The sequence below is a fragment of the Coraliomargarita algicola genome (assembly GCF_033878955.1).
GTDB classification, from domain to species: domain Bacteria; phylum Verrucomicrobiota; class Verrucomicrobiia; order Opitutales; family Coraliomargaritaceae; genus Thalassobacterium; species Thalassobacterium algicola.
The window spans coordinates 1,732,380-1,757,529 of sequence record NZ_CP138858.1 but is presented as its reverse complement, the minus strand read 5'-3'; the positions used below and the strand labels follow the sequence as shown (position 1 = coordinate 1,757,529).

The following is a 25,150-nucleotide window of genomic DNA, read 5'->3' as shown; positions in this document are numbered from 1 at the left end:
CTCTATGCTTTAAGTGCTGCGCGCACGCCGGTTCCGTAGGCTGGATCGGCCTGGTCGAAGTGTGCGAGTTGTCGCTCTACGATGTGTTGTGGCACGCCTTGCATGGCGGCTGCAATGTTGCTGCACAGTTGTTGCTTTTGATCTTCGCTCATTAAGCGGAAGAGATTGCCGGCTTGGGTGTAGTCGTCGTTGCCCTCGCGATGATTGTAGCGGTCGGCATCACCGGAAATCTTCAGTGCCGGCTCCGCAAAGCGGGCGTCTTCTGTCGGGCCCCCCATGGAGTTGGGCTCATAGTAGGCATCGCTGCTTGCGGGTGTGTGGGCATTCATCGAGCCGTCCATGTGATAGGTATTGACTGCCGACCTCGGGCGATTGACTGGAAGCGATTCATACCAGGTGCCGACTCGATAGCGGTGGGCGTCTGCATAGGAGAAGATGCGCGCCTGCAACATTTTATCGGGTGAGAAGCTAATACCTGGCACGATGTTAGAGGGCGAAAATGCCGCTTGCTCTATTTCCTGAAAGTAATTTTCCGGATTGCGATTAAGCTCTAAAGTTCCGACATCGATTAAAGGATAATCCGCGTGCGGCCACACTTTAGTCAGGTCGAAGGGATTGATTGAGTAGTTCTCAGCGTCCGCTTCCGGCATCACCTGAATCTTGAAGTCCCATTGCGGATAATTGCCGTCTTCAATCGCTTGGTAGAGGTCTTTCTGGGAAGATTCACGATCTTCGCCGATTAATTTGGCGGCTTCTTCGTTGGTCATGGTTTCAATGCCCTGACGGGTCTTGAAGTGGAACTTTACCCAAAAACGCTCATTCTTTGCATTGATAAAACTGTAGGTATGTGAGCCATATCCATTGGTGTGGCGGTAACTTTTGGGCAAGCCGCGGTCAGACATCAATATGGTGACTTGATGCAGGCTTTCGGGGCTCAAGGACCAGAAGTCCCACATGGCGGTGGCACTGCGCATATTGGTCTTAGGATGACGCTTCTGGGTGTGAATGAAGTCGGGAAACTTGAGTGGGTCTCTTACAAAAAATACGGGTGTGTTGTTGCCCACTAAATCCCAGTTGCCTTCATCAGTGTAGAATTTTAAGGCCCAGCCGCGGACATCGCGCTCGGCATCTGCGGCTCCACGTTCCCCGGCAACAGTCGAGAAACGAAGTAAGCATTCTGTCTCTTTGCCGATTTCAGAGAAAACGGCCGCTTTAGAGTATTGGGTGATGTCGTGAGTGATGGTGAGCTTTCCAAATGCACCTGAACCCTTGGCGTGTACTACGCGTTCAGGAATGCGCTCACGGTTCTGGTGGGCCAACTTTTCCAATAGCTGATAGTCTTGCATCAGTACCGGACCGCGTGCGCCGGCTGTCATTGAATTCTGATTATCGGCGATCGGATTACCCGCCGTAGTTGTCATTTGTTTATGTGTCTTACTCATAGTGATTCATGGGTTGAGTTGTTTAACTGACAATGATCATGCGAGTGAATTGATATAGGTAAAACATTTTTGAAAAATACTGAATATAGGTTTTGCCTATGTGTGTTGTTTATGTTTTACTCGTCGCATGGATTTACGTCAGTTGCGTTATTTTACAGAGGCCGCCGAAGCGGGCTCGATCAGTGCTGCGGCGAAACGCTGCTCGATCAGTCAGCCCTCGCTGAGTCAGCAGATTATGTCCTTGGAAGAAGAGGTGGGGGAGCAGCTGATGGAGCGTCGTCCACGCGGGATTGAATTGACTGCAGGGGGAGAGTTGCTGCTGCGTCATGCAAAGCGTTTATTGCGCGAAGAGTCGATCTTGCGGGAACAGCTGCGTGCGCGCAGTGAGCTGCAGTTGGGCAAAGTTCATTTTGGAATTATTCCGACTCTGGCACCTTATTTACTGCCGCGTCTTTTTACTGAGTTTCAGCGTGAGTACCCCAGTATAGAAATTGAGGTGATCGAGGACCGCACCAGTTCTTTAATACAGGAAATTGTTTCGGGAAAGCTTGAGTTTGCAATCTTGAGTGACGTTGCTGATAAGGAGCTGAAGAAGTATTCGTTACAGACGCAGCAACTCTTTAGTGAGACCCTCTTACTCGCCACTTATGAAGGGCATCCATTGACGCAGCAGAGTGCTGCCCCCACGACCCAATCACTGCGGGCGGACGAATTGATTCATTTAAAGGACGGCCATTGTTTACGTGATCAGGTGTTGCGGGCTTGTGGGCTTCACGAGTGTCATGCTCGGCTCCAATGTGATCAACTGGAGACTGCGCTGGCAATGGTCGCAGCTAATCTCGGCATCGCGGTGGTGCCAGAGCTTGCGGTGAATGGTCGCAAGATGCTCAACGTCGCTTTACGGCGATTTGCCAGTCCGATGCCAACTCGTAAGATTTACTTACTGCACCGTAGTGGCACACAACTTTCTAAAGCTGCGAGAAAATTGCTCGAAGGTCTGCGCATGTGATGCGTTCGTCCTGAATTCGCAGGTATTGGGATGGGGCAATATTCTCCTATATGGAGAGGCTACATGGCTTGCCAATTGTGGAGTTTACTGATCTAGTGATTTGTTCTTTAGAGTGTTTGCTCACTACCAATGGGCAGAACTCATATCAAAGTGGTTTTTTCTAGTTTAGCTCCCCTCTATGTTTCGTTCTATACCGATTCTGACTTTTTGTGCGGCCTCTACAGCATACCCCGCCATTAATATTGTTTTGGATTATGGGACCACTTCTTCCGAGGATATTGAGAGCTATGGAGCAGCATTTTCTTCAGCAGAATCTTTCTGGGAGTCGCAGTTGACTGGCTATCGCGACACTGGCTTGAACGCACCCACTCAAGTGCTGGTCAATGTGAATTTATCCGAAATCGACGGGGCAGGGGGCGTATTAGGTTCTGCGGGGCCAACATATGGTAATTTCGGTGGCACGTTTGTGGAGACGACAGAAGGGGATATGACGTTTGATACTGTGGATATCGATTCTCTGGTTGCCGCTGGGATTTTTGACAGTGTGATTCGACATGAGCTTGGCCATGTATTAGGGCTTGGAACGCTCTGGGGATTAAATGGAGTCTATAGTTCGGGCACGGGGCAATATACCGGGGCCGCTGCGCTGTCTGCCTTTCAAATTGAGTTCGATCAAGCTGGAGCCAGCTATATACCTGTTGAATTAGATGGAGGCGCTGGAACGGCGAATGGCCATTGGAATATGGGAGTTGATTTGGGCACCTATGAAGAGGCCGATTCTAGAGACGATCCTGGCGATGGTATCGTGTATACCAGTATCAATAATGGTTTGACGCTGGATAACGAGTTGATGACCGGATATCTGACTGGAGAGGCTTGGCTCAGCAACACGACTTTACAGAGTTTCTATGATATTGGGTATGAAGTTGCGCTGGATATTTATGGGCAAGCAGTGCCAGAGCCTTCGGCGTTTGCTTTTATCTTAGGTGTGGGGGCCGCGTTTATGGTCGTGCGTCGGCGTGCGTTGTATTGAGAGACTCACTATGAGTCAGTTTTATAGCTCTATTTTGGGGGAGGGCTGAATGTTTTGTACTGCTGGATGATTCGCTCTGAGCTTCGGTTCCAACGACTGGGGCACGGGGGGAGGGGATGTGGAGTCTAGTCCAGCCATACATCTTGATAGGGATGGTAATCCAAAATATTGGGGTGCCAACCTTGCACAGATTCATCGATTAGCATGCTGCGTACGTAGAAGTAGATGGGGATGATCGGCATCTCGTCGATCAGGATTTTTTCAGCTTTTTGGAAGAGGGCGTAGCGTGCGCTGGGGTCTTGTTCGGAGGCAGCCTGGCGGATGAGTTGGTCATACTGCGTGCTGCCCCAGTTCGTGTGGTTATTGCCGTTATCGCTGGTGGTTAAGCTGAGGAAGGTGTTGGGGTCGACGTAGTCGCCAATCCAGGCGGCTCTGACGATGTCGAAGTCGCGTGCTTTGCGGGTGGCGAGATAAACTTTCCATTCTTGGTTGTAGAGTCCGATGTCGATGCCGAGTTCTTTTTTCCACATTTGTTGGATGGCAACGGCAACGGTGCGGTGGGATTCGCTGGTGTTGAACAGGAGCTCAAAGGTCGGGAAGCCTTCGCCTCTCGGGTAGCCGGCCTCGGCCAGTAGTTGTCGTGCGAGTTCGGGATCGTAGGGCAATTGGACTTTAGCGGTATAGCCAGCCGTGTTGGGCGGGGTGAAGTTGTAGGCGGGCTTTTGTCCTCCTTTGAGCACGTGCTCGGTGAGGGCTTCGCGGTTGATGGAATACGCGAGTGCTTTGCGCACGCGTGGGTCTTTGAGTGGACCACGTTCGGTGTTGATTGCGTAGTAGTAGACCCCGAGGTAGGTGTCGAAACGCATGCGCTCAGGCTGGTTTTCGCGGTACCAGTCGATGCGTGGGATGGGCACCGTGCTGGTGATGTGCAGTTGGTGAGTGCGGAAGGCGCGCTCCTCGGCGTCGATGGCGATTGGTAGAAAGTGAATGCCATTGAGTCGCACGCTGTCGCGAGCGGTGTAGTGAGGGTTTTTTGTGACGTGAATGGAGTGGTTGAGGCGCCAGGTGTCCAGTTGGAAGGGGCCGTTGCTGACGAGATTTCCAGGTTTGGTCCATTTGGAAATGCGGTCGGTCATGCTGCCGTGGGCGAGCACGCTGGCCTTGTGTAGCGGGAACCATGTGTAGTGAGTGGGTAAACTCAGTAAATAAGGGGTGGGGGCTTCAAGCTCGATCATGAGCGTATGGGGATCGGGGGAGCTGAGACCTACTTGTGTGAAATCTTGCAGCTCGCCTTTATTGAAGGCTTCGGCACCGCGAATGCAGTAGAGCATGTAGGCGTAGGGGGCACCCATGGCGGGGGTGAGGATGCGTTCGTAAGCGAAGAGAAAATCTTCGGCTGTAAGTGGATCGCCGTTGGACCAACTCGCACTGGGATTGAGGTGGAAGGTGTAGCGTAAGCCGTCGGGGGAGATGTCCCAGGATTGCGCGACGCCGGGCTCGATCGCTAGTGTTTCAGGGTGTACGGTGGTGAGTCCTTCAAAGAGGGAAAGTAGCACATAATGCTCCGTAACTCCCGTTACAATGTGAGGGTCGAGTCCCTCTGGTTCGGTGCCGATACCGATGTACAGCTCTTGCTCGGCGTTGCCTTTTTCGACGTTACTTTGGTTTTTGGAGCAGCCGAGGAAGGCTGCGCTTGTCAGGGCAGAAAATAAGAGTAAGCAACGGGGCAGAAATTGAATGCGCATTTACACCTAGGCGATAAATGGCGCGTGCCTGTCTCGCAAGAGGAAAGGCGGGGAGACTGTTTCGTGGCGTCGTCTTTTGTCGATGGCTGTAGCGCTCTATGCGTCGGAGTCTAAGGTGAAACCGATTTTGACGCCGACTTGCCAGTGCTCGACTTGGCCATCTACGATATGGCCGCGGATTTCGCCGACTTCCAGCCAGCGCATATTGCGCACAGTTTTGCTTGCAGTGGTGACTGCATTTTGGGCGGCGGCTTCGATTGATTCCTTTGAAGAGCCAACGAGTTCGATTTTTTTATATACGTGATCACTCATAGCACTCAGCCTATGTTAAAAATGGCGATGAGTCGAACGGTGGTGAAGGATTTTGGGTGTAACAGTACGCAAGTAAGCAAGCTGATGTCTGTTCGCAGTAGGGTGCTGTGTGGAGCGGAGTCGATGCCGCATGGGAGGGGTGTTAGAGCATGGGCGCAATTAGGTGCACAAGGTCTTCGAGCATGCGGTTGGGCAGGATTTTGCGATCTCGGATGGCTTCGCGGTAGCTGATGCAGTCTTTTTCTAGCGATTCGGCCCATTGAGTGAGTATGGCTATGTCGGAGGGAGTGTAGTGTAGCTGACCGATCTCGAAATTGACGAAGAGCGAGCGCATGTCGATATTGGCAGAGCCTGTCATGGCCACAATCCCATCGGCTAGGATGAGTTTGCCGTGCATCATGCGCGGGGTATAGAATTGGATGTCGATGCCTGCTTGGTCGAGTTCGCGGAGGTAGTGGTAGCGAGCGATGTCGGTCAGTCGCTGATTGGATTTGAGCGGTAGGATCAGTCGTATATGGCGGCCGGTGTGGGCTTTAACTATCAGTGAACGAAAGACCACTTCGTCGGGGATGAAGTAGGGGGTGATGATGGTGAGGCTTTGTTTGAATTCTTGAATGATACGTACGATTTGCTCCCAGAGCGGGTCGTTGGGAGCATCGGGGCCACTGGTGATGATTTCGGTAGTGCTGTTGCCTGCCTCTTCGGGCACGTAGCGGAGCAATGCCTCGTGCACTGCGGGGGATTCCTTGTGGGAAAAGGCCCAGTCGGCGATAAAGGTGCGGGTGAAAGTGGCCACGGCGGGGCCTTGAGTGACTATACTGAAGTCGGTAAAGCGTCCGGGTGTCTGCTCTGCACCCATGAAGCGGATGTCTATGTTTTGGCCGCCGGTGATGGCGCGGTAGTTGTCGAAGATTGCGATTTTCCGGTGATTGCGCAGGTTGGAAGAGGTCTGTGTCTGGATTGGCAGGACGGGCATGAACATGGCGACCTCACCCCCTGCACGGCGAATTTTATAGCGAGCTGCGCGGGTGCAGTTCCAGCTGCCGAGTGAGTCGAGTAATAGCCGGACCTTGATGCCGGCTTGGGCGCGTTGTGCCAAGCGATCGACAATGGCGTGACCCGTTTCGTCGTTTCCAAGTATATAGGTCGCGATATGGATGGTGTGCTCGGCAGTCTCGATCTCGTGACAGAGTCGTTTGAATGCGGTTTCGCCGTCGGGCAGCAGTTCGAAATGGTTGCCCTGACTATGGGTGCGCTGGATCGTATGTTTGTGCTGCTGTGTTTGTTGGGCGATGTCGAGTGCGCGACTGGTGACTTCTAGTTTGTTGCGGGCCAGCTTGCGGCTCTTGCGCCCTCCGAATATAAAGTAGAGAGGCACGCCGATGATAGGCATGAAGATCACGATAAAAAACCAGGCAAAGAAGTTGCTGGGATTGCGCTTTTCTTCAAAGACCCGACGGATGATGAGTGCCGCGAGCAGGAAGCCGATGATGGCTGTGAAATTTGTGAATACAAAGACGAGACTGCCCCCGAGCAGTTGGATCAGCGGATCGACTATCTGTTCATTTACCCAAGACCACATAGTTGAATTCCATGCCAGTTCGGCTGCGAGTGCGACGAAATTGTTAATTTTAGAATCAAGTATTGTGCCAGCTCTTACTTTTGATTGTTTAAGCAGCATATGTCAGAAAACCCACAACCAAATCAAGGCCAGCCTCAGCAGGTCAATTTACAACAGATTGCTCAACAGTTCATGGTTGGATTGCAGCGTCATTTCGACATGCTTGCATTTAACCTCGCCGCTCGTGAGGGAGTGCAGGAGGCCGCGTATAATGCGCGTGTGAATGCCCCGAAGATTATGCCTGCGGCGCCCAGCCATCAGAATTTTGAACAAATGCAGGCGTATGCGCGCGATTTATTGGTGCGCCAAGTGATCGGCGACTGCTTGAATCTTGCTGTGACGGGGATGAATAATGCGCACTTTTTCTTGGCCTTGGTTAAGGCGACGAAGGCTAATGCCAATGTCAGCCAGGAAGCGCAGCAAGAGGCTCAGAAAGCACAGCAGGCCTTTGTTCCTGTGCAGTTGGACGAAAAGTTTAACCGTTTGGAACAAGACTATGGCATTATGTGCGAGCTGGAAGATTCGATCATTTCGCTGGGATTCATCATGCAGGCGTTTATGCAGCAAGGGGGCGTGGTCAAAGAGCCACAACTTGACGAAAATGGTGAATTGGTGCTGGAGCTGAAAACCATTAAGATTCTCGAATCAAATTCGGAGAAGCCACAGGGCAAGCTGGTCGATGAGCGTAAGGTATTCAAGGAGGGCGAGTCGTTGAGCTTTTCCGATGTGGAGTTGCAACTGATCCTCGTTACAATCGCCTCTTTTGCCGATAGCTTGTTTAAGTCGGTCTCGCTTTACGCTAAGTCGGTCAAAGACGCTAACGAGTCGTAATTACACGATGCCTGGTTCGGATACGCTTCGCGTGCTGACGCTGAATATAGCGCACGGGCGAGGTTTGTCCACCTATCAGGGATTTCACTCTGCGCGTGGGATCGAGCGCAGTCTCAAACGGGTCGCCCACTTGTTGAATCAAGTGGGCGCCGATATTGTGGCCTTGCAAGAGGTCGATGAAGATTCGCATTGGAATCGACGTATTCATTTGCTGGATTCGCTACAGGCACAGACGGAATATGCGCATGCTTATCTGGGAGTGCACAATCGTCGTGCGGGTAAATTGCCACTTGCTTATGGCAACGGTCTGTTGTCGCGCTACCCGATCGTGCATGCCGAGCACAAGGCGTTTGGTCGCGCTTCGCTAGGCGAAAAGGGCTTTATGTGTGCTGAGCTGGAGACCCCGCATGGTATTTTGCCCGTGGTTAATTTACACCTCGATTTTCGCTCGCGGGTACGGCGGATTGAGCAGGTTGAGCGTTTGATCCAATTCTTGGATGATAAGAAATATACTGTAGAGGGGACGCCGCACCTCTCGCCCATCGTTTGTGGCGATTTTAACAGTGGCTCGGGTAAGCTTGGGGATGCGGTGCGTCACTTGTTTAGCTATTTACAAGATCAATGCGAATATGCGCTGTGTCCGACTGGGCGTAAGTGTCGTACGTTTCCTTCGCTATTGCCGATGCATGGGCTCGATTTTATCTTTGTGCCGCCAAGCTACAGAGTGCGTTCCAGTCAGGTTTTGCGTAGCTATGTAAGCGATCACCGCCCTGTCTTTATCGAGTTGGATATACTGCGGAAATCCTAAATCTTAATTTTTAAATCCTAATTCTTATAAATGTTTCGTTACACCGTAATTGCCATTGGCAAAATGAAAAATCGTCCATTGGCGGCGCTGTGTGAGGATTTTTGCAAGCGTCTGAAGCGGCAGGGGAATTTTGACTTACTTGAGTTGAAGGACGGCGATGTCGAGAGCGAGGGGCAGCGCATTCTAGAAGCGCTGAGTAAACGTAGCGATGCCCGCATTTATGCCATGGCGGAAGAGGGCGTCACGCGCAGCTCGCAGAAGCTTGCCGATGAGCTGTATGCCCTGCAGGGCCGGCCAGCTGTTTTTATTATCGGGGGGGCCTATGGCCTCAGTGATTCGGTGAAGCAGCGCGCCGACGCGCTCTTTGCGCTCTCGCCACTTACCTTCACTCACGAGATTGCCCGGATGCTGGTGTGTGAGCAGCTCTATCGTGCCGTTTCGATTCAAACTGGCTCCAAATATCATCACGTTTAGTTCACAAAATGCGTCTTGCAATTTTAAAAAAAGTCACGATAAGGATGCACTTTCTATAACACATGTTAACATTCAGAGCATGGGTAGCATCAGTTGGATAAAGTAAAAATGTATTCAGTCAGGTCGAATTCGCATTCAAGCGAAACTCAAAGCAACGAAGCAAGTGGGATAGCCCAAAGATAAAGGTAAATAAATGAATACAAAGATGTATGTAGGCAATCTGTCCTACGACACTACTGATAGTGATCTCCGCGAGCTTTTCGAAGCGCACGGAACTGTAAGCGACGTTTTCATCGTCAAAGACCGTGAGTCAGGCCGCCCCCGCGGTTTCGCTTTCGTCTCGATGGGAACTCCAGAAGAAATGAATGCAGCAATCGAAGGCCTGAACGGCGAGGAATTCCTCGGTCGTGCCCTCACCATTAATGAAGCACGTCCCCGTGAAGAACGTCCACAAGGTGGCGGCGGTTACGGTGGCGGTGGTCGTGGCGGTTTTAACCGTGGCGGTGATCGTGGCGGACGCGGTGGTGACCGTGGCGGACGCGGCGGAGACCGTGGTGGCCGTGGTCGTGATAGCTACTAGTTCCGACTGGTTTCATCACACCATTTCCTCCATTTGAGGAAATAAATCACTTTCAACGGGGTTCGCGTAAGCGAGCCCCGTTTTTTATGTGTGGGCTGCGGCGTGTGCTGGCACCCTTGCCTCTGTTCGAAGAGCGGAGACAGCTGCTACGCGCTTGCGGCCAGGCGTCGTTAAGCCCCGTAGGCTTGGATTTCTTGGCCCGTTGCCTGCGTGTTTAGTGGCTTGTGGCCAACGAGGTCTAAGAGCTTCGCTAGTCGTTGTGCCTAAGCTTCTTCGAAGCGACGATCAAAGAGATCGCCAAGTTCGTTTAGCATGCGCTCGCCGTCTTGGGCGGCACCTTCGGTGCGGACTACGAGTTTGGAGCCTTTTCCCGCTGCTAGCATCATGAGGCCCATGATGCTTTTGCCATTGACCTGCTCGCCATCTTTTTCCACCCAAACTTCGCCGCCGTATGTGTTTGCAATACGTACGATCATGGCTGCAGGACGGGCGTGGATACCCATCTTATTTTGTACAACGAGTTCTTTTTGTAAAGATTCGCTGCTGTCACTTGTTTCTGGTGTGCTCATGTGTAGTGCCGTTAAAAAAGAGTTACTGCTGATATTAGCAAGAAATAATCCAATTTTGCTGAAATCGTTGTGAACTCTGTTGATTTTTAATTAAGCCTGTCTGGAAAATTATCGTCAAGGGGGAAACGTAGATAGAAGACCGAAGCTGGAACATTGAAGGTTGAACCTGCAGTTTAGCTGGAGTATTCGGGAATCAGGTCGCTCTGGTGTTGCCAGAGGTCGGCATAGTGGCCCCCTTGCTCGATGAGTGCCTCGTGGGAGCCGGATTCGATAATTTGGCCTTGCTCCATCACGACGATCTTATCCGCACGACGCACAGTGGAGAGGCGGTGGGCGATCACCAGCACAGTGCGCTGTTGCACCAAGCGGTCGAGAGCCTCTTGGATTTTGCGCTCGGTGATGGTGTCGACACTGGCGGTGGCTTCGTCCAAAATGACGAACGGCGGGTTCTTGAGTAAGACCCGGGCAATGGTGAGGCGTTGTTTCTCACCTTGACTCAGGCGAATGCCTTTTTCGCCGATATTGGTGTCGAGGCCTTCGGGCAGGGCATCGACGAATTCCCACGCGCAGGCTTGTTCCAGGGCGTGCACGATTTCGGCATCGCTGGCATCTGCTTTGGCTAGCACCAGGTTGTCGCGCACGGTGCCTTCGAAGAGGAAGGGATCTTGCGCGACGTGGCCGACTTTGTCGTGTAGCTCGCTAAGGCTGAGCTCGCGAATGTCGACGCCAGAGAGTTTAACGGTGCCCGTGCTCACATCATAGGTGCGCATGGCGAGGTTGGCCACGGTGGACTTACCCGCACCTGTATGGCCGACGATGGCGGTCACCTTGTTGGCTTCCAGCGTCAGCTCGAATTGGTCGAGCACGGCGGGGCGGCCCGGGTATTCAAAGCCTGCCTGATCGAAAGTCACTTCGATCGGGCCCGCGGGCAGTGGTGTCACTTTTTCTGGTTCGTCGACTTCGACTTGTGCATCCAATACTTCAAACACGCGTTCGCCGGAGGCGCGCCCCGCGGCGATCAAGTGGTTGAGCCCATGTAGCTGCGAGATGGGCTGATAGAGCATGTTGGCCAACAAGAAGAAGGCGATCAGCTTGCCCATTGTGAAGTCGGCGGTGTCTTGTAGCACCAGGTAGCCGCCTACCGCGACGATACTGAGGAAGCCCAGCTTGGTGACCAGTGAGGTGGCCGGGTTGTAGAGCGACCAGCGGAACATCGCGAAGAGCGTCTTGGCGCGCAGGTCTTCTGCCTTGGTTTCGAAGCGAGCGGATTCACGCTTTTGCAAGCCGAAGGTCTGAATCAGGCGGTTGCCTTGGATGTCTTCGACCAACAAGCTGTTGAGCTCGCCAGCGCTTTCACGCACGCTTTTCCATACCTTGCGCGAGCGCTTGGAGTAAAGCACGCCCACTAGCAATAGGATGGGCACGGGGAGAAATACGAACCAGGCCAAGAAGGGCTGCATGATGAAGAGCACAGTGGTGATGCCGACGATGCGTAGGATGGCGCCCGTGCCCTGTTCGGTGCCGTCGAGCAGGGCGCGCTCCACCGCGGCTACGTCTTCGATCACACGCGAGGAGATTTCTCCGCTCTTGCGTTGGTCGTAAAAAGATACCGGCAGGCGTAGCAGTTTACTGTGTAGGTCGCGGCGCATTTCCAGTAATACGCGTTGTTCCAGGGTATTGTTGACCCGAATGCGCAGGCTATTGAAAACCTCGCTGCCTAGGTAGAGGAGTGCGATCAGGCCGACGCCGTAGAGTAAGCCGTCGAGGGCATCGGTGGCCTGTAGCCCGTCGAAGATGCGCTGGATTGCAATAGGCACTGCAATTTCCATCGCTGCCATACTGCCTGCCAGCCCGATCGTCAGCCAAAATAAGCTTTTGTAGCGGAACAGGTAGGCGGAGACCCGCAGGATCGTACTTTTCTTTTTAGTTTTCTTGCTCACGTGCGTCAGTGGTCGGTGGGGCGTGCTATAGCACATTACGCCCCCAGTTTTAAATCGATACAAGAGCCGCCTAGCCCTTCGGCATGCTGACTCTGTGAAGCTCTCAAGCAAGCCCCCATGGCTGATGTTGGCAAATCTGAATCTGAGTAAATTACAATAAAAGGTTGTCAGTCGTGGAATGCCGCAGTGTTTTCAGGTGGCTGGCCTAGGGTTTTTAGTGCTTCGCTATTAGATTGCCAGTCCATCATTCCCAATCTTCATTTCCCATTTCCCATTTCCCATTTCCAAATTCTTAATTTCTAATTCTTAATATTATGTCCGTCCGACTCTATGTAGGTAACCTTTCTTTCGATGCCACTGCCGAAGATCTCCGTGAGATTTTTGGACAAACCGGTGTGGTGGAGGACTCTGTCATTGTGACGCGCCCAGGTGGTGGTCGCCCCCGCGGTTTTGGTTTTGTGACGATGGCTGATGAAGCCGCAGGGCAAGAAGCGATCCGTCAACTCGATGGACAAGAGTTGGCAGGACGTCAGTTAGTGGTGAATGTCGCGAAGGAGCGTCAGAGCGGGGATAATAGCGAAGAGGAGTGATTCGCGCGACGAAATCACTCCTTTCCCTTCACAGGCTTAGGTAGCTTAATTGCCATGCTCAGGGGGACCAGCACGACCAGAGCACCAAATAAATACGCATTCTGAGAGCCGTATGCGAAGTAAGTGAAGGCGGCTAGCAGTGGGCCGATGGCGCGTGCCAGCGAGCCGGCCGAGCGGAAGATGCCCAGGTTGGCACCTTGATCGGATTCATTGGAGTAGAGTGATACCAGCGCGCTCAGTGTCGGAGACGCGAGTCCGATCGAGCAGGCCATCAGTGCCAAGCCTGTGAAAAATAGACCATAGCCGTGGCCGATGGCGATCAGCAGAAATGCCGTGACGCCGCAGACCAAGCCGGCCAAGGCGAGGCGTTTTTCGCCGACCGGTGTGGCGAGGCGGCGCACGATGCCACCTTGCACCAGCACCAGAATGAGGCCGATAAACACAAACATGCCTCCATTCTGTGCGGGGCTGAAGCCGAAGCGCTCGACGGCCAGGAAGGTGAGGGTGAACTCCATCCCGCTAAAGGCTAACATATAGATTAAATATACGAAATTCGTCCGACGAGTGGCCGGTTCCGGGCATTGGAAGATGCGAAAGACCGCTAAGCCTTTGCACTCCGGGTTGGGCTTGCCGCGTTTGGACTCGGGCAAGGTCTCTTTAAAGCGGCGGCTGACCCAGATCAAATTGATGACTGTCAATATAAGGCTGACCAGTGCAGGCACCGAGAAGGGGTTCACGCCAAAGGCTTTGAGCGAGGGCGCGATCTCAGTCAGGTCAATCTTGGCGAGTAGGCCGCCGATGGCGGGCCCCACGATAAAGCCTAGCCCAAAGGCGATTCCGATAATCGCGAGGCCGCTGGAGCGCTTTTCACGTGTGGTGGTATCGGCGACAGCTGCGGTGGCCACGGAGAGATTGCCCCCCATGGCACCGCCCAGCACACGGGCAAAAACTAGCACCCAGAAAGATGCGGCAAAAAACCAAGCGATGTAACTGAGCCCGAGGCCGCTGATGGTTATGAGTAGCACCTTGCGGCGTCCGACGCGGTCGGAATACGCACCCCACAGTGGCGCACAGACAAATTGTAGGATCGAGTAGAGCGAGCCGAGGATGCCGCCGAAAAGCACCGCCGTCATAAACTCCGGGTCGGCCGCGCCGCTACTTTCTGCTAAATTAGTCAGCGGCGCGATCAGCTGCCCCAGTAGGCTTTCGGCCCCATCGCCGCTCGGCAAGTAATACTTGAGCATCGCTGGAAACAGCGGGAAGATGATCGAAAAACCGACCAAATCCAAGAACAGCGTTAGGAAAATGATGCCGAGACTGCTAGGGCTCTGCTTGCTTTTGGTAGGAGTGGAGGTGATATCGCTCATGCTTTTAAGCTTCGTGGCCAAACTTCTTCGACAGTGCCGCGTGCACATTGGCTGGAATCAGGCGACGTTCTCGATCGGTAAATTTAAAGACCTGTTTGACTAGATTGGAGCTGGTAAAGAAAAATTGCTCATTGGGCATCAGGAAGATGGTTTCGATTGAATCGTCCAAATGACGATTCATTTGCGCCATTTGAAATTCGTGCTCGAAGTCCGACACGGCGCGTAGGCCGCGGATGAGAGCCACGGCTTTGGTCTGTTTGGCCAGGTCCACAATCAAGCCATCGAAAGAAATGACTGATATATTGGGGCGGTCGAGCAGGTTGTCCTCGATTAATTTGACGCGCTCTTCACTGGTGAAGAGCGGCTTTTTGGCTGCATTATTGGCCACGGCCACAATCACTTTGTCAAAAATGTGCCGCGCTCGGTTAATCACGTCAAGGTGACCATTTGTAATTGGATCAAAGGACCCTGGATAAATGCCGATTTTCATATTGCGGGCGATTCAGAGCAAATACGCCGCGAAGTCCAACACAATTCCAGCTTACCAAGTCTTCGGGTCGTCCTCGGCTTCTTCTTTGCGCCAATCCATCCCGTCGGGGCCACGCGACCAGACGATCACTGTGTCGCCGATCCAGACTTGGTCTTTCTTGGGATCATCTAAGTGGGTTTCTAAAAATCGAGGGATGCGACCATCATTATTCACGTCCAATTTAAATTTAAATGGATTGCCCCATGGGTCGACGATGTGTCCATCGATGATTTTATCTTCTGGGAATGGAGCAAAGGCAACCTGCTGTGGATTTCGTGCACGTCCGTCGGCATCGTAACCTAAGCCGCCCTTAAACATACTTGTGATGAAGTCCCACACCTGTTCGCCGTCGGAAAACTCGGCATCTTTGCCCCAGTCTTCTTGTCCCGGGGTGTTACTGCCAAATATCTTACCATTTGTTGTGGGCCATTGTCCGTAGGTCGCGTAATAGAGTTTAAAGGCAGTCATGATAGAGCGCGCATCTGCCGTGGCTTCGAGGATTTTGGCGCGTTCGCGCACTTTGCCGACTGTAGGAATGAGTATGGCGGCTAAGATGCCGATAATCGCTAGCGTGACGAGCAGTTCGATGAGGGTAAACGCCCTGCGCGGCGCCATAGATCGGGGGTAAACTGTCATGGTTGTCTCATTCAATGCTTTTGCTGCATGCGTGCAAACGATTAACCAGTTTGACAGTTGACTGTCGGGGTTCGAAGTGGTGGCGAGGTTCTTTAGACCCCGTATGCGTCATGTTCAGAGTTGCAGTGGTCGGCCAGCTTGAAGCGAGGCTAAAGCACACTCGGCTACAGAATTCAGTGGCGATTTGCTGCTAAGCCTTGGCGCTCTTTGCTTGCTTGAAGATCATGTAGATCACGCCGCCAGAGATGAGTAATAAACTTATGGCGAGCACCGGGCGGAATACGATCCAAGCGACTGCGATGGTGATGAGTCCAGCGATGGCTGTTAGCATCATCGCGACGATGGCGGTGCCGATTCCGACAATGTTGCCAATGAATGGGACCACATCGGCCAGCACACTGAGGGGGCCCATCAATAAATTGAAGCCAATGAACATAAGCAGTAGACCGCCCGCTCGGAGCGCCCAGGTCATGATCTTGTTGTTGTCTTGAGCGACTTGGATCATGGCATCTGCCGAGTAGGTGCCGCTTTGTAGCAGGTTGATGGTGCCGCCGACTTTAGTGCGATAGGGCTGGAAGCTATCCTGCACTTGTGCGGCGACTAGGCTGATGCTTTGTTCCGGCACCATGGCGAAGCTCACCTTGAGATCGCCGATGGCAGGGTTCGCGGGGTCTTTGCCGATATAGAGCTCGGTGGGGCTTAAGTGGCTCTCGCCAATGTGCGAGGGCACTTTGTAATCACTAGGGAAAGGGAGCGCTTGGGCACCACCAATCATGTCGACTTGGGAGGGGGTGAGGGTGAAGCCTCCCACTGTGACTGGGCTCGCCTTGAAGCTGGAATTGGTGAATCGCATTTCTGCAGGGTTGCGGTGCCCCTCGAGTTCTTGGAAGTTATCGGAACGCACCGGACGCGTGTTCCACTCTTTGGTGTATTTGTAGGTGGTGACGGTTTCCGTGCTGCCTCCGAGTTTCTTTTGCGTGTCTTTACTTTTACTTTCTTTCCACTGATACATCTCGACCTGACGTGTCAGTTTCAGAGCATGGGTGGAGATGCCAAATTCGCTGTCAGAGGGGGTGTCTGTTGTCACAGCCGTGCCGCTGGTGTGAACCAACTGACCCTCGCGGCTCGGATCGACTTGCGCGGAGTCGATGCTGACGACTGCCCCGGCACCTTCTTTGAGCGTTTTGTAGCGTTTAACGGCCCGTCCTTCATTCCAACTCAATAGTACGATGGATACTATGATCAACAGGATGCCTGTTAGAATGCCTTTGAAAGAGGACGCGATCCGTGAGAACCACGAATTGCTTGAGATTTCGGAGAAGCTGTCAGCTGCCATAAAGCGAGACGGTCAAAAGTGAGTGAGTCAAAAAAAAGAAAGCCAGAGAGGATCGCTTAGGCGTGTTGCAGGCGTACCCAACCCGAGTCGGGGTCGTTGCCGGTGCAATCGAGTGCAGCTTGCGCTTCGTAGAAATGTTCTGCGTAGCGTCCACGGTAGATCGCGGGCGCAGTGCCGGGAATGCTGACTTCGCAGGTCCACGTCTTGTTTTCGTGTGCGGCCAATTCGCCTGCGCCTTCGACGACGATTTCGGTTTCAAAGGTAGTTTCTTTACGACGTATGCGCTCGGTGCCGTCCCGGTCGCGATCGTGTAGGTCGATCTTTTCCAGGCCACGCACCTTTACGTAGACGCGAGCGTAAGCGACGGTGCTGTCGCTGGCCAGCGCTTGAATATTGAGCTCGAAGGGGACGCCAATTGTGATAGGAGCTGCGGTAATGGATACTTTAGCTGCGTTGCCAGTGATGGCGTTCGCCATAGATTTTACTTTATCGAAGAGTCCCATGTATGAGTGAAGTTTGAATTTTTACGGAGTGAGATACCGCTTAATGACGTGACGCTAATGGTGTTTTGAGGCAAGTGAATAATACGTTTGGTCGATTGTTTGTCCGGAGCTGTCGCGCTAGCGCGGTCTTGGTGACGTCGAACATCCAATATTGAATTCCGTGCTGCGAAGAGCTGGAAGCTGCACTTTCAGCATCTGCCATATCGAAACTCGCCATGGCAGATGCCGGCCTTTATCTTCGCTCCAGTAGTGATTAAAGTTAATCAGATATTAGATGTCGGGCCATTGCCTGTTGGCGGTAGTCGAAGATCCGTCGTAGTTCGTTTTTTACATAGATTGCTCGTGCGATTGCGCCCAGTGGCCCTAGGGGCATCACATAACTCACTTGATCGCTGAAACGCACGCCGCCTTTTACTTTCGTGATTTCATGGTAGTGATACCAGAGTTTGTAAGGGCCAATGCGTTGTTCATCTACAAATGAGTGCTGTTCGCGAATATGTTTTAGTTCTGTCAGCCAAGTCTGCTTCCCTAGGATGGGGATGCCGACGCGATATTCGATGAGCAGACCGTCATACATCTGTTCAGGCAGTTTGCTGACTATTTCAAAGTCCATATCATCTGGCGTGATCCGGTCTAGGTTTTGGGGCGAACTGATGAAGTCCCAGGCTGTTTGTAGGTCGGTGCCAATTATTTGTTCGCGACAGAGATGGTGGATTTTGGACATACAATCCTATCGTTGTCGAAGATGAATCCTTACTAGATCCGTGCAGCCGTTACCGGGCGCGAGTCGGCATTGCCATTCGGAATGGTCGCATGTACAAAATGAAAAAGCCGCGCTCCCGGTTGGGAGGGCGGCTTTTGTATTCAACTGAGGATAGAGGCTACTTTGAGCTGAGTTGCTCCAGGATTTGGTAATTGCGCTGCACCATCTTACTGGGGTCTTCCAGCAGGCCGGCGGCAATGCGGGCGTTATCGAGTAGCTGTTGGCTGATGAGGCCCGCAAGTTCGCCATTGCTCTCATGGAGCGCCGCCAGGTTCTTGACCAGTGGGTGGCGTGGGTTGACTTGCAACTTGACGGGAGGCTCGCCGCCCATACCGGGCATTTCGGGGCCACCTGCTTTTTGTTGCATGGCCTTCATCATCTTGCGCATCTGGGCGGTCATCATCTTGTCCGCGTTGACGATCATGGCCGGGCTGCCGACTAGACGGTCGCTGGCAGAGACTTCGCTCACTTCGTCGCCGAGCTTTTCCTTGATGAAGCTGCAAAGTGCTTCGGAAGCGCTGGCTTCAAGGGCTTCGCCCTTATCTGTATCGGTTTCGGGGGCAATTGCATCCAGATCGATGTCGTCGTTGTCGGCGGAGACGAAGTTCTTTTCTTCGAAAGCGCGTGCGTGGTTCATGACGAACTCGTCGATCGGCTCATACAGATAGAGCACCTCAATGTTACGTGCTTTGAAGGCTTCGATATAAGGCCCGCTCTCAATCGCTTCGCGGCTGGGGCCGAAGAGGTAGTAGATCTCCTTTTGGCCTTCCGGTGCGCGTGAGAGGTAGTCGGCTAGGCTGGTGGTGGTGCCTGCTTCGGTGTAGGAGGACTCGTAGCGCAGCAGCTTGAGCAACTGGTCGCGGTGAGTGAAGTCAGTGGTGACACCTTCCTTGAGGAAGAGGCCGAAGCTGCTCCAGAAATCATTGTAAACTTCGGGCTCTTTTTTGGCTTTTTCTTCCAGTGTCTTGAGGAAGCGCTTGGTGATGACCTTGTTCAGCTTTTGAATCAGGCTGCTGTCCTGCATGGACTCACGCGAGATGTTGAGTGGCAAGTCGGCGCTGTCGACCACGCCGCGCACGAAGCGTAACCAATCGGGCAGTAAGTTCTTGGGCTCGCTGTCGATCAGCACCTTGCGGCAGTAGAGACCGACTCCGGGCTCCATACGGCCGAAGCCGAAACCTTCCATGTTTTCGGTGGGGGCGTAGAGTAGGGCGTTGATTTCCAGCGGTGCATCGGCATTGAAGTGCAGCCAGAAGCGCGGCTCGTCAAAAGCCTTAGCCTGGAATTTATAGAACTCTTTGTATTCGTCGTCGCTCACGTCGCTCTTATTCTTGAGCCAGATTGCGCCGATGGTGTTGAGCTTTTCGCCGTCGACTTTGACGGGGAATTGTACGAATGCGGAATACTTTTTGATGATTTCCTCGATGCGGTTCTTCTTGGCGAAGTCCTTATATTCATCCTTGAGTGAAATCACGATACGTGTGCCACGGCGTTCACCTTCGACTTGTTCGATCTCGTAGGCACCGGAGCCATCGCTGGACCAGCAGTAGCACTCGCCCTCTTTTTTCCAGGAGCGTGTGTATACCTTGACGGAATCGGCGACCATAAAGACCGAGTAGAAGCCGACACCGAACTGACCGATCAGATTGTCGTTGCGCTCGCCACTCTCTTTGAGCGCGTTAAGGAAGGCTTTGGAGCCAGAGTGAGCGATGGTGCCGAGGTTCTCGATCAACTCATCGTGGGTCATGCCGATGCCGAAGTCGCGGATGGTGATTTCGCCGGCTTCTTCGTCGGAGGTGACTTGAATTTCCAGGTCGAGATCCGCGTCGAAGATATCGGCATCCTTCTCGGCAACTTGCGTATGGCGTAGCTTCTCTGTGGCGTCAGACGCATTGGAGACGAGCTCACGGACGAAGATTTCTTTGTCCGTGTAGAGCGAGTGGACGACGATATCGAGGACTTGCTTGACCTCGGCTTGGAATTCGTGGCGTTCAGGTGCTTGTGTGCTCATAGTTGTTTTATGGTGTAATTTAGTTTCGTTGAAAAAAGGAATTTGGGCGCAGGGCATGCCTTATCCCAGAGAAGCGCGGAAGCGTAGTGCAGTTTTTCAAAAAATCAAGAGTTGTGATTTTTTGATTTGTGAATGCGATTTAGATGAAACAATAAGCAGCTGTGTGCTTGTCCCGTTGTTTCGTATCTTATTTATGGACAGCTGCTTGTGGCGTTTGTGCGCGGTTTTGGCGCACGCTAAGTGTTTCGTCTTTTACTTTCGATGACACTTTCTGCGAGTGTGCGCAGTGAATCTAGATGTGTTTTAAAGGCAGTGTCTTTAGCTGCAGCTTGTCCTAAGATATCTAAAGTCTCGTTGATGCCACTGCTTTCATGCCTATGCTGTGGTGAGAGTGCTTTCTTGGGTTTGATGGCGATCAAGTGTCGGAAGTTACGTGGACACATATCTTTGAGATATTCGCATATGATTTCGGTTTTGATTCCGGGAGAATCCTTGGCGAGGGCCTCAGCAATCGCTTCGAGTCGTTCGTCGCTGATTCGGACGTAGCTGCCTGCTCGGATTTTCGAAAACGTTGAAGAATTCGTGTTGGGAACTTTTGTCGCCAAGTCTTGAATGCTGCCTTGGTTGTTTTCGACCAGTTCGTAGATAATGTTGCCTAGGTGGCTTTTCATTGAGCTTTCGACTTTTACTTAGTGTCTGGGGAAGGTGGGGGCTTTATCAGTTAAATGCTGTAATCCTGCATCTATTCTAAATGCAGGATTGCATGCTATTGAAAATTATCAAGTTACAATTTCGGACTTGATGTTAGTGATCGTCGCTTCCGTGAAGAAAAAAACTCCGCCCTATGGAAAGAACGGAGTTTAGCTCAATATATTTATTAATGCGCGAATTTAGTAAGCATTCTTATTGGATCGTAGTGTCCGCAGACAGATGTAAATATCAAACCAGAAGTTCCAGCGTTCGATGTATTCCAGATCGCAGGCAATGCGCGATTGAAGTGATGTATCGCCACGCCAGCCATTTATCTGTGCCCACCCGGTGATGCCAGGTTTGACTATGTGACGTATGTTGTAGAAGCTGATTTCGTGTTTGAAGTTTTCAATCAGTTCGGGGCGTTCGGGTCTCGGGCCGACCAAGCTCATGTCCCCCTTTAATACATTCCAAAATTGAGGCAATTCATCGATATTATACTTTCGCATAAATGTGCCCACACTGAGACGACGAGGGTCGTCTTGGGTGCACCATTTTGCACCTGTTTGTTTTTCGGCGTCCAAGCGCATGCTTCGAATCTTTATAATTTCAAAGGGGCGTCCATTTTCGCCCAGGCGTACTTGACGGTAGAAGACGGCTCCTGGTGATTCTCGATAGACTCGCCAGCAAAAGTAGGCAATGACAGGTGTGAAGGCTAGCAATCCCATGACTGCTCCAATGATGTCGAAACTACGTTTGATTAAAGCATTAAAAGTACGGCTGATCTCCCGTTGGCCTTGGGTTAACATGGGGAGCCCTGCGAAAGATTCAATTCGCAGGCATGCGTTGAGCGTGTGAACGAAGTCCGGTATCACCATGAAGTCTATCATCTCACGTCCACAGATTTCTTGGATGCGCAGCATTGTTTTTGCTGGTAGATTTGACTCGGCTAAGATTAGAGTGTCATGGCGACCGCTTTGTAGCAGACGCTCAATGTCTTTAATTTTACTGCCTCTATATATCCTAGCAGGGTACCTTGGTGTTCGTGCCAGTGCCCTCGTCTTCGAGAATGACAAGTGAACGTATGCGAAAGGGACAAAATGTGCCTCGATGGTTCGAGGCTTCGGAGCGTTGATAGATATTCTCTACGGTATTATTCCAGCCTACGATTAGCGTTGTACGTCGACTCGTTTGTAGCATGTTTCGACCTATTAGATAGCGGCATAAAGAGTACCTCCATATTGCTAGACCGCATCCACTCAGTAAGCCTGTCATACCCACCCATAAGCGTGAAATCGGTGGATTGATATTTAAAAAAAGTGAGCCAGAGAGAAAGATGAGTGACCATAGCAACGCGCAGGAAAACATGTGCAGGGCTCCATACCGATATCTAGCTAACTGCTGTAATGCATAGCTCTCCTTGAAGTAGAGGACCGTTGCCATTGTAATGACACTTAATAGAATGTGAATTTTATAAGCTTGGAAGCTGGTAAGCCATTCAGATGCTGCCTGCGCGCCTGAGGAGGAAAATTTGAAGTAATGGGCTGTGACTGCCGCGATTGTAATGACGATTAAATCCCCTAGGAAGATTAGCATCAAGGTGGAGCGGGTCGCTGTATGGCGTTCCGCATGTGGTAGCAGCCATGGCTGTGCATGAGTAGAAGCTTTCATGATTACGGTAGTGAATTAACGCTCGTTTTGATTGGTAGTGAGTTTCTATTTTTAGAAATTGTTCCTTTTGTGGAAACATGTTTTGTGCCAAAATAAAACCGTTGGTGTATTTTGATCAGATAAAGTTTATCTCTCTGTCGTTAGTGCTTCGCGAATGCTACAAATTATACTCTTAACAAAAATAGGCCAGCCTCCTAGTAGAATGCCTAAGCCTCCCCATCGCATGTCGCTCCAAGAAGCAAAGCGCCCGGGGATCCATACTTGAGCGCATTCAGTCATGATGAGTAGTGCCCCTAATGCATACACGCCGAGAATCCATAGTAAGAATGGTAAACTTTTGGAATGTCGGAAGCTCCATGTCATCTCTGCCGCGATATAGCTGCTTAGTAGAAAATGGGGGACGAAAGTGCGCCGATCCCAATTGCCTGGTAGGTTGCTCCAAGTTGATAACCAGTTGGGTAGCCAGGTAATGTCGGTCAGGTCCGGGGATGGGCGCCAGGATAAATAGGCTATTAAAGCGAAGCCCACTAAGCCCAGTAGCGCGACACGAAGTCTTAATATGCGAACTAGCAAATCTGTCATGTTTTGCCCTATATCAACTCTAGTTTATATTCGTTCTTCTGTGCAAATTTACTTTCAAGGCTTACCTAGAGTCGATCAGTTGTAGGTTGAACCTGTTTCGATCGCATTGGTCCCACCAGCAGGGATGTTGCTAGGTTCTTTGCTTGTTGTGGACCCGCCGATGATACCAACGTTCTGATTGAGTGGTGCCTTTGGGATCTTTTTCTTGTTCGTTTCACTCAATTCAGTCTGTAATGTATCATTACCTGTGGGTTCAATTTCCTGGAGCTGATTTGGCTCGTTTGTGCCTCCTTGATCGTTCTGACCTCGGATAGTGGCAATTAATTTAGGAATAGTGAGCCGAGCGAGCAACGGGTTTTTGACTGCAACAGCTTTAGCAATCGCTGTGATTTCCTCTAGAGGGATGTTGGCTTCAATTGCTTTTGCGATTGCAGCTTCGACCTCAGTTTGAGTTTTAGCAGTCGTGAGTTCTTCTGTAAGTGTGATCGTCGTGATTTCGGAAACCTCAGCCGCAGTATTCTGTGCAGATACCAGTGAGAGGTATCCGAGTATGCCTATTAGGCAGAGTGCGAATCTCGTTTTCATAGTGTTTTGCTCGTATGTGAAGGTTTTTGTATCAGTGGTAGGATTCTTGCATTGCTTGTAAGAAATGTGGTTTGCGTTATTGTAAATATTTCTATTGTTAGCAATTTTAGTGCCGCACGCATTCATTGTACCAACTATTTTTATGCTACTCTATAATGTTGTGATCCTACTTGTTCTCGTGATGGCTAATGGTGGGCGCTATGATTGGGTTTATGAGTGGGGGGCCCTTGCACTTTGGATGAATTCGGTGCCTTTGTGTGCTCGTCTGGTGGCGACGCGATGTTGTCTGCTGGGGCATGGTCCCGTGTTTTGGCTATTGGGCGTGTGGCTTCCGTGGATGGCGTTCTCTGCGTTTTTTAGTTATAGTTTATTTAATCCAAATTATACCACGATTTATAATAACCTGTTCAGCCCTTTGTTACCTTTGGATTATCAGATGTTTTTTCCGACGACGCCTAACCCTGAGCGCAGTCGTTTGTTTCTTCAGTTTCTTATTGGATTATTTTTTATGACAATGTACTTGCTGGTCGCTCCTTTGAGCCGACGCGGTATACGGCGTAGCTTAAATATGATTCTATTTTTTGGCTGTATGTTGGCGGTGATCGGTAGCTTGATGAAGCTTAGCGGTACTCAAGCGTTTCTATGGATTTTTGAATTTCGTGAGCCTTGTGCCTTTGCCACTTTTTTCTATAAGAATCATTACGCTTATTTTGCTCTTATTTGTATTGGGATTGGTATGGGGCGATTTAGTTATCATTACTTTAAGGAGTGTCGCAGTGCCCACATCCCTGAGACGAGTATCGCGTATGCTCTTTTTTTAAGTTTAATATTTGTTAGTATCGCATTGGCTGAAGCCAGAGGCGCGGCTTTGTTAGCGTTGCTCTTGCTGTTTTATTTTTTGATATCTTTATTTCATCGATTAATTGCTAAACGTAGAGCTCTGGGTTTGCTACTTGCTATTGTGCTGCCAATGCTCAGTTGTTTCGCAATTTATCAGTTGTCAGCCCCACAAATTCAGCGCTCTTTGCAGCGCAGTGAAGGACAGCTGCAGGCAATTAAAGCACGCGACTTGCATCATGTTAAGCGTCTTGCGCTTTATCGTGATACTTGGCTGATGATACGAGATAAACCATTCTGGGGTTGGGGGATCGGCAGCTTTATTCATATTCATCCTGTCTATGCTGGAGCTGAGTTTTATCCCGAAGGTTTCACTTATCCGGTGGCTTATGAATTTACCCACTCTGATTATTTGCAATCACTGAGTGAGATGGGGTTGATCGGCTGTTGCTTACTATTCGCTCCTTTTTTCGTGCTATTAATCGGACTTCGCAAACGTGATATACTCAATAACCGTTATAGTCGTTGGCCACTATTGGCTGTAATTTTGGTGGCTGTGAGTGCTTGTTTTGATTTTACGTTGTCGGCACCTGCTATTGCGATGGGAGTGTTACTTGTAGGAACTGTGGCTGTAAACTATGCATATAATAACGATCACGGTAGGTTGGTTTTAGATCATAGCTGAT

The 25,150-nt window shown here is 51.3% G+C and carries 26 protein-coding genes; 8 read left to right on the top strand and 18 right to left on the bottom strand.

What is annotated here, in order from left to right; translation table 11 throughout:
- Positions 1–2: 2 nt before the first annotated feature.
- Complete coding sequence (locus SH580_RS06740) at positions 3–1,442, bottom strand: catalase (protein WP_319834249.1); 1,440 nt, start codon at positions 1,440–1,442, stop codon at positions 3–5.
- 127 nt (positions 1,443–1,569) lie between these two features.
- Between SH580_RS06740 and SH580_RS06735 the strand changes: the two genes are divergently transcribed.
- On the top strand, positions 1,570–2,451 hold the full coding sequence (locus SH580_RS06735) for a LysR substrate-binding domain-containing protein (protein ID WP_319834248.1): 882 nt from the start codon (positions 1,570–1,572) through the stop codon (positions 2,449–2,451).
- A gap of 178 nt (positions 2,452–2,629) precedes the next feature.
- Positions 2,630–3,484 (top strand): hypothetical protein, encoded by an 855-nt coding sequence (locus SH580_RS06730; protein WP_319834247.1) that lies wholly within the window; start codon positions 2,630–2,632, stop codon positions 3,482–3,484.
- A 125-nt stretch (positions 3,485–3,609) separates the two neighbouring features.
- On the opposite strand, the gene SH580_RS06725 is transcribed toward SH580_RS06730, so the two are convergent.
- The 3 genes from SH580_RS06725 to SH580_RS06715 form a co-directional block, all read right to left on the bottom strand.
- Positions 3,610–5,229, bottom strand: coding sequence for a peptide ABC transporter substrate-binding protein (locus SH580_RS06725; protein ID WP_319834246.1), 1,620 nt, complete (start codon positions 5,227–5,229; stop codon positions 3,610–3,612).
- Positions 5,230–5,325: 96 nt separating this feature from the next.
- The gene (locus tag SH580_RS06720; RefSeq protein ID WP_319834245.1) at positions 5,326–5,541 is read right to left on the bottom strand and encodes a dodecin; all 216 of its coding nucleotides are present in this window, start codon (positions 5,539–5,541) and stop codon (positions 5,326–5,328) included.
- A 142-nt stretch (positions 5,542–5,683) separates the two neighbouring features.
- Positions 5,684–7,222: a phospholipase D-like domain-containing protein gene (locus SH580_RS06715; RefSeq protein WP_319834244.1), complete on the bottom strand. Its 1,539-nt coding sequence runs from the start codon at positions 7,220–7,222 to the stop codon at positions 5,684–5,686.
- Here SH580_RS06715 and SH580_RS06710 point away from each other — a divergent pair, their 5' ends adjacent.
- The 4 genes from SH580_RS06710 (at position 7,223) to SH580_RS06695 (ending at position 9,855) form a co-directional block, all read left to right on the top strand.
- Positions 7,223–7,993: a hypothetical protein gene (locus SH580_RS06710; RefSeq protein ID WP_319834243.1), complete on the top strand. Its 771-nt coding sequence runs from the start codon at positions 7,223–7,225 to the stop codon at positions 7,991–7,993.
- Positions 7,994–8,000: 7 nt separating this feature from the next.
- Complete coding sequence (locus SH580_RS06705; protein ID WP_319834242.1) at positions 8,001–8,801, top strand: endonuclease/exonuclease/phosphatase family protein; 801 nt, start codon at positions 8,001–8,003, stop codon at positions 8,799–8,801.
- Positions 8,802–8,831: 30 nt separating this feature from the next.
- On the top strand, positions 8,832–9,275 hold the full coding sequence (locus SH580_RS06700) for a 23S rRNA (pseudouridine(1915)-N(3))-methyltransferase RlmH (protein ID WP_319834241.1): 444 nt from the start codon (positions 8,832–8,834) through the stop codon (positions 9,273–9,275).
- A 193-nt stretch (positions 9,276–9,468) separates the two neighbouring features.
- On the top strand, positions 9,469–9,855 hold the full coding sequence (locus SH580_RS06695) for an RNA recognition motif domain-containing protein (RefSeq protein WP_319834240.1): 387 nt from the start codon (positions 9,469–9,471) through the stop codon (positions 9,853–9,855).
- 263 nt (positions 9,856–10,118) lie between these two features.
- Here SH580_RS06695 and SH580_RS06690 read toward each other — a convergent pair whose 3' ends face one another.
- Together SH580_RS06690 and SH580_RS06685 are read right to left on the bottom strand one after the other, a co-directional pair.
- Positions 10,119–10,424, bottom strand: coding sequence for an HPr family phosphocarrier protein (locus SH580_RS06690; RefSeq protein WP_319834239.1), 306 nt, complete (start codon positions 10,422–10,424; stop codon positions 10,119–10,121).
- Between the two features lie 173 nt (positions 10,425–10,597).
- Positions 10,598–12,364, bottom strand: a complete 1,767-nt coding sequence (locus tag SH580_RS06685; protein ID WP_319834238.1) for an ABC transporter ATP-binding protein — start codon at positions 12,362–12,364, stop codon at positions 10,598–10,600.
- A 314-nt stretch (positions 12,365–12,678) separates the two neighbouring features.
- Between SH580_RS06685 and SH580_RS06680 the strand changes: the two genes are divergently transcribed.
- Positions 12,679–12,954 (top strand): RNA recognition motif domain-containing protein, encoded by a 276-nt coding sequence (locus tag SH580_RS06680; protein ID WP_319834237.1) that lies wholly within the window; start codon positions 12,679–12,681, stop codon positions 12,952–12,954.
- A gap of 14 nt (positions 12,955–12,968) precedes the next feature.
- On the opposite strand, the gene SH580_RS06675 is transcribed toward SH580_RS06680, so the two are convergent.
- The 12 genes from SH580_RS06675 to SH580_RS06620 form a co-directional block, all read right to left on the bottom strand.
- Positions 12,969–14,321, bottom strand: coding sequence for an MFS transporter (locus SH580_RS06675; RefSeq protein ID WP_319834236.1), 1,353 nt, complete (start codon positions 14,319–14,321; stop codon positions 12,969–12,971).
- Positions 14,322–14,325: 4 nt separating this feature from the next.
- Entirely contained in the window at positions 14,326–14,811 is a 486-nt protein-coding gene (coaD, locus tag SH580_RS06670) for a pantetheine-phosphate adenylyltransferase (protein WP_319834235.1), read from the bottom strand.
- A gap of 51 nt (positions 14,812–14,862) precedes the next feature.
- The gene (locus SH580_RS06665) at positions 14,863–15,465 is read right to left on the bottom strand and encodes a type II secretion system protein (RefSeq protein WP_319834234.1); all 603 of its coding nucleotides are present in this window, start codon (positions 15,463–15,465) and stop codon (positions 14,863–14,865) included.
- A 211-nt stretch (positions 15,466–15,676) separates the two neighbouring features.
- Entirely contained in the window at positions 15,677–16,822 is a 1,146-nt protein-coding gene (locus SH580_RS06660; RefSeq protein WP_319834233.1) for a TMEM43 family protein, read from the bottom strand.
- Between the two features lie 56 nt (positions 16,823–16,878).
- Positions 16,879–17,298: a hypothetical protein gene (locus SH580_RS06655; protein ID WP_319834232.1), complete on the bottom strand. Its 420-nt coding sequence runs from the start codon at positions 17,296–17,298 to the stop codon at positions 16,879–16,881.
- Between the two features lie 286 nt (positions 17,299–17,584).
- Positions 17,585–18,049 (bottom strand): SRPBCC family protein, encoded by a 465-nt coding sequence (locus SH580_RS06650; RefSeq protein ID WP_319834231.1) that lies wholly within the window; start codon positions 18,047–18,049, stop codon positions 17,585–17,587.
- Between the two features lie 157 nt (positions 18,050–18,206).
- Positions 18,207–20,099: a molecular chaperone HtpG gene (htpG, locus tag SH580_RS06645; RefSeq protein WP_319834230.1), complete on the bottom strand. Its 1,893-nt coding sequence runs from the start codon at positions 20,097–20,099 to the stop codon at positions 18,207–18,209.
- 236 nt (positions 20,100–20,335) lie between these two features.
- Positions 20,336–20,770: a hypothetical protein gene (locus tag SH580_RS06640; RefSeq protein ID WP_319834229.1), complete on the bottom strand. Its 435-nt coding sequence runs from the start codon at positions 20,768–20,770 to the stop codon at positions 20,336–20,338.
- Between the two features lie 219 nt (positions 20,771–20,989).
- Positions 20,990–21,865, bottom strand: a complete 876-nt coding sequence (locus SH580_RS06635) for a sugar transferase (RefSeq protein ID WP_319834228.1) — start codon at positions 21,863–21,865, stop codon at positions 20,990–20,992.
- Positions 21,813–22,460 (bottom strand): hypothetical protein, encoded by a 648-nt coding sequence (locus SH580_RS06630; RefSeq protein WP_319834227.1) that lies wholly within the window; start codon positions 22,458–22,460, stop codon positions 21,813–21,815. Before SH580_RS06630 ends, SH580_RS06635 begins: the two co-directional genes overlap by 53 nt.
- A gap of 126 nt (positions 22,461–22,586) precedes the next feature.
- Positions 22,587–23,042: a hypothetical protein gene (locus SH580_RS06625; protein WP_319834226.1), complete on the bottom strand. Its 456-nt coding sequence runs from the start codon at positions 23,040–23,042 to the stop codon at positions 22,587–22,589.
- A gap of 75 nt (positions 23,043–23,117) precedes the next feature.
- Positions 23,118–23,627 (bottom strand): hypothetical protein, encoded by a 510-nt coding sequence (locus SH580_RS06620; protein WP_319834225.1) that lies wholly within the window; start codon positions 23,625–23,627, stop codon positions 23,118–23,120.
- Between the two features lie 94 nt (positions 23,628–23,721).
- Between SH580_RS06620 and SH580_RS06615 the strand changes: the two genes are divergently transcribed.
- Positions 23,722–25,149 (top strand): O-antigen ligase family protein, encoded by a 1,428-nt coding sequence (locus SH580_RS06615; RefSeq protein WP_319834224.1) that lies wholly within the window; start codon positions 23,722–23,724, stop codon positions 25,147–25,149.
- Position 25,150 lies beyond the last annotated feature (1 nt).

What these genes read in the sequence shown, in the direction of transcription:
- SH580_RS06675 (WP_319834236.1), bottom strand. Translation starts at nt 14,321, where the DNA reads ATGAGCGATATCACCTCCACTCCTACCAAAAGCAAGCAGAGCCCTAGC.
- SH580_RS06695 (WP_319834240.1), top strand. Translation starts at nt 9,469, where the DNA reads ATGAATACAAAGATGTATGTAGGCAATCTGTCCTACGACACTACTGAT.
- SH580_RS06720 (WP_319834245.1), bottom strand. Translation starts at nt 5,541, where the DNA reads ATGAGTGATCACGTATATAAAAAAATCGAACTCGTTGGCTCTTCAAAG.
- SH580_RS06715 (WP_319834244.1), bottom strand. Translation starts at nt 7,222, where the DNA reads ATGCTGCTTAAACAATCAAAAGTAAGAGCTGGCACAATACTTGATTCT.
- SH580_RS06650 (WP_319834231.1), bottom strand. Translation starts at nt 18,049, where the DNA reads ATGTCCAAAATCCACCATCTCTGTCGCGAACAAATAATTGGCACCGAC.
- SH580_RS06705 (WP_319834242.1), top strand. Translation starts at nt 8,001, where the DNA reads ATGCCTGGTTCGGATACGCTTCGCGTGCTGACGCTGAATATAGCGCAC.
- SH580_RS06620 (WP_319834225.1), bottom strand. Translation starts at nt 23,627, where the DNA reads ATGAAAACGAGATTCGCACTCTGCCTAATAGGCATACTCGGATACCTC.
- SH580_RS06740 (WP_319834249.1), bottom strand. Translation starts at nt 1,442, where the DNA reads ATGAGTAAGACACATAAACAAATGACAACTACGGCGGGTAATCCGATC.
- SH580_RS06665 (WP_319834234.1), bottom strand. Translation starts at nt 15,465, where the DNA reads ATGGCGCCGCGCAGGGCGTTTACCCTCATCGAACTGCTCGTCACGCTA.
- SH580_RS06660 (WP_319834233.1), bottom strand. Translation starts at nt 16,822, where the DNA reads ATGGCAGCTGACAGCTTCTCCGAAATCTCAAGCAATTCGTGGTTCTCA.
- SH580_RS06655 (WP_319834232.1), bottom strand. Translation starts at nt 17,298, where the DNA reads ATGGCGAACGCCATCACTGGCAACGCAGCTAAAGTATCCATTACCGCA.
- SH580_RS06700 (WP_319834241.1), top strand. Translation starts at nt 8,832, where the DNA reads ATGTTTCGTTACACCGTAATTGCCATTGGCAAAATGAAAAATCGTCCA.
- htpG (WP_319834230.1), bottom strand. Translation starts at nt 20,099, where the DNA reads ATGAGCACACAAGCACCTGAACGCCACGAATTCCAAGCCGAGGTCAAG.
- coaD (WP_319834235.1), bottom strand. Translation starts at nt 14,811, where the DNA reads ATGAAAATCGGCATTTATCCAGGGTCCTTTGATCCAATTACAAATGGT.
- SH580_RS06630 (WP_319834227.1), bottom strand. Translation starts at nt 22,460, where the DNA reads ATGAAAGCTTCTACTCATGCACAGCCATGGCTGCTACCACATGCGGAA.
- SH580_RS06640 (WP_319834229.1), bottom strand. Translation starts at nt 20,770, where the DNA reads ATGAAAAGCCACCTAGGCAACATTATCTACGAACTGGTCGAAAACAAC.
- SH580_RS06680 (WP_319834237.1), top strand. Translation starts at nt 12,679, where the DNA reads ATGTCCGTCCGACTCTATGTAGGTAACCTTTCTTTCGATGCCACTGCC.
- SH580_RS06690 (WP_319834239.1), bottom strand. Translation starts at nt 10,424, where the DNA reads ATGAGCACACCAGAAACAAGTGACAGCAGCGAATCTTTACAAAAAGAA.
- SH580_RS06725 (WP_319834246.1), bottom strand. Translation starts at nt 5,229, where the DNA reads ATGCGCATTCAATTTCTGCCCCGTTGCTTACTCTTATTTTCTGCCCTG.
- SH580_RS06625 (WP_319834226.1), bottom strand. Translation starts at nt 23,042, where the DNA reads ATGACAGATTTGCTAGTTCGCATATTAAGACTTCGTGTCGCGCTACTG.
- SH580_RS06735 (WP_319834248.1), top strand. Translation starts at nt 1,570, where the DNA reads ATGGATTTACGTCAGTTGCGTTATTTTACAGAGGCCGCCGAAGCGGGC.
- SH580_RS06730 (WP_319834247.1), top strand. Translation starts at nt 2,630, where the DNA reads ATGTTTCGTTCTATACCGATTCTGACTTTTTGTGCGGCCTCTACAGCA.
- SH580_RS06710 (WP_319834243.1), top strand. Translation starts at nt 7,223, where the DNA reads ATGTCAGAAAACCCACAACCAAATCAAGGCCAGCCTCAGCAGGTCAAT.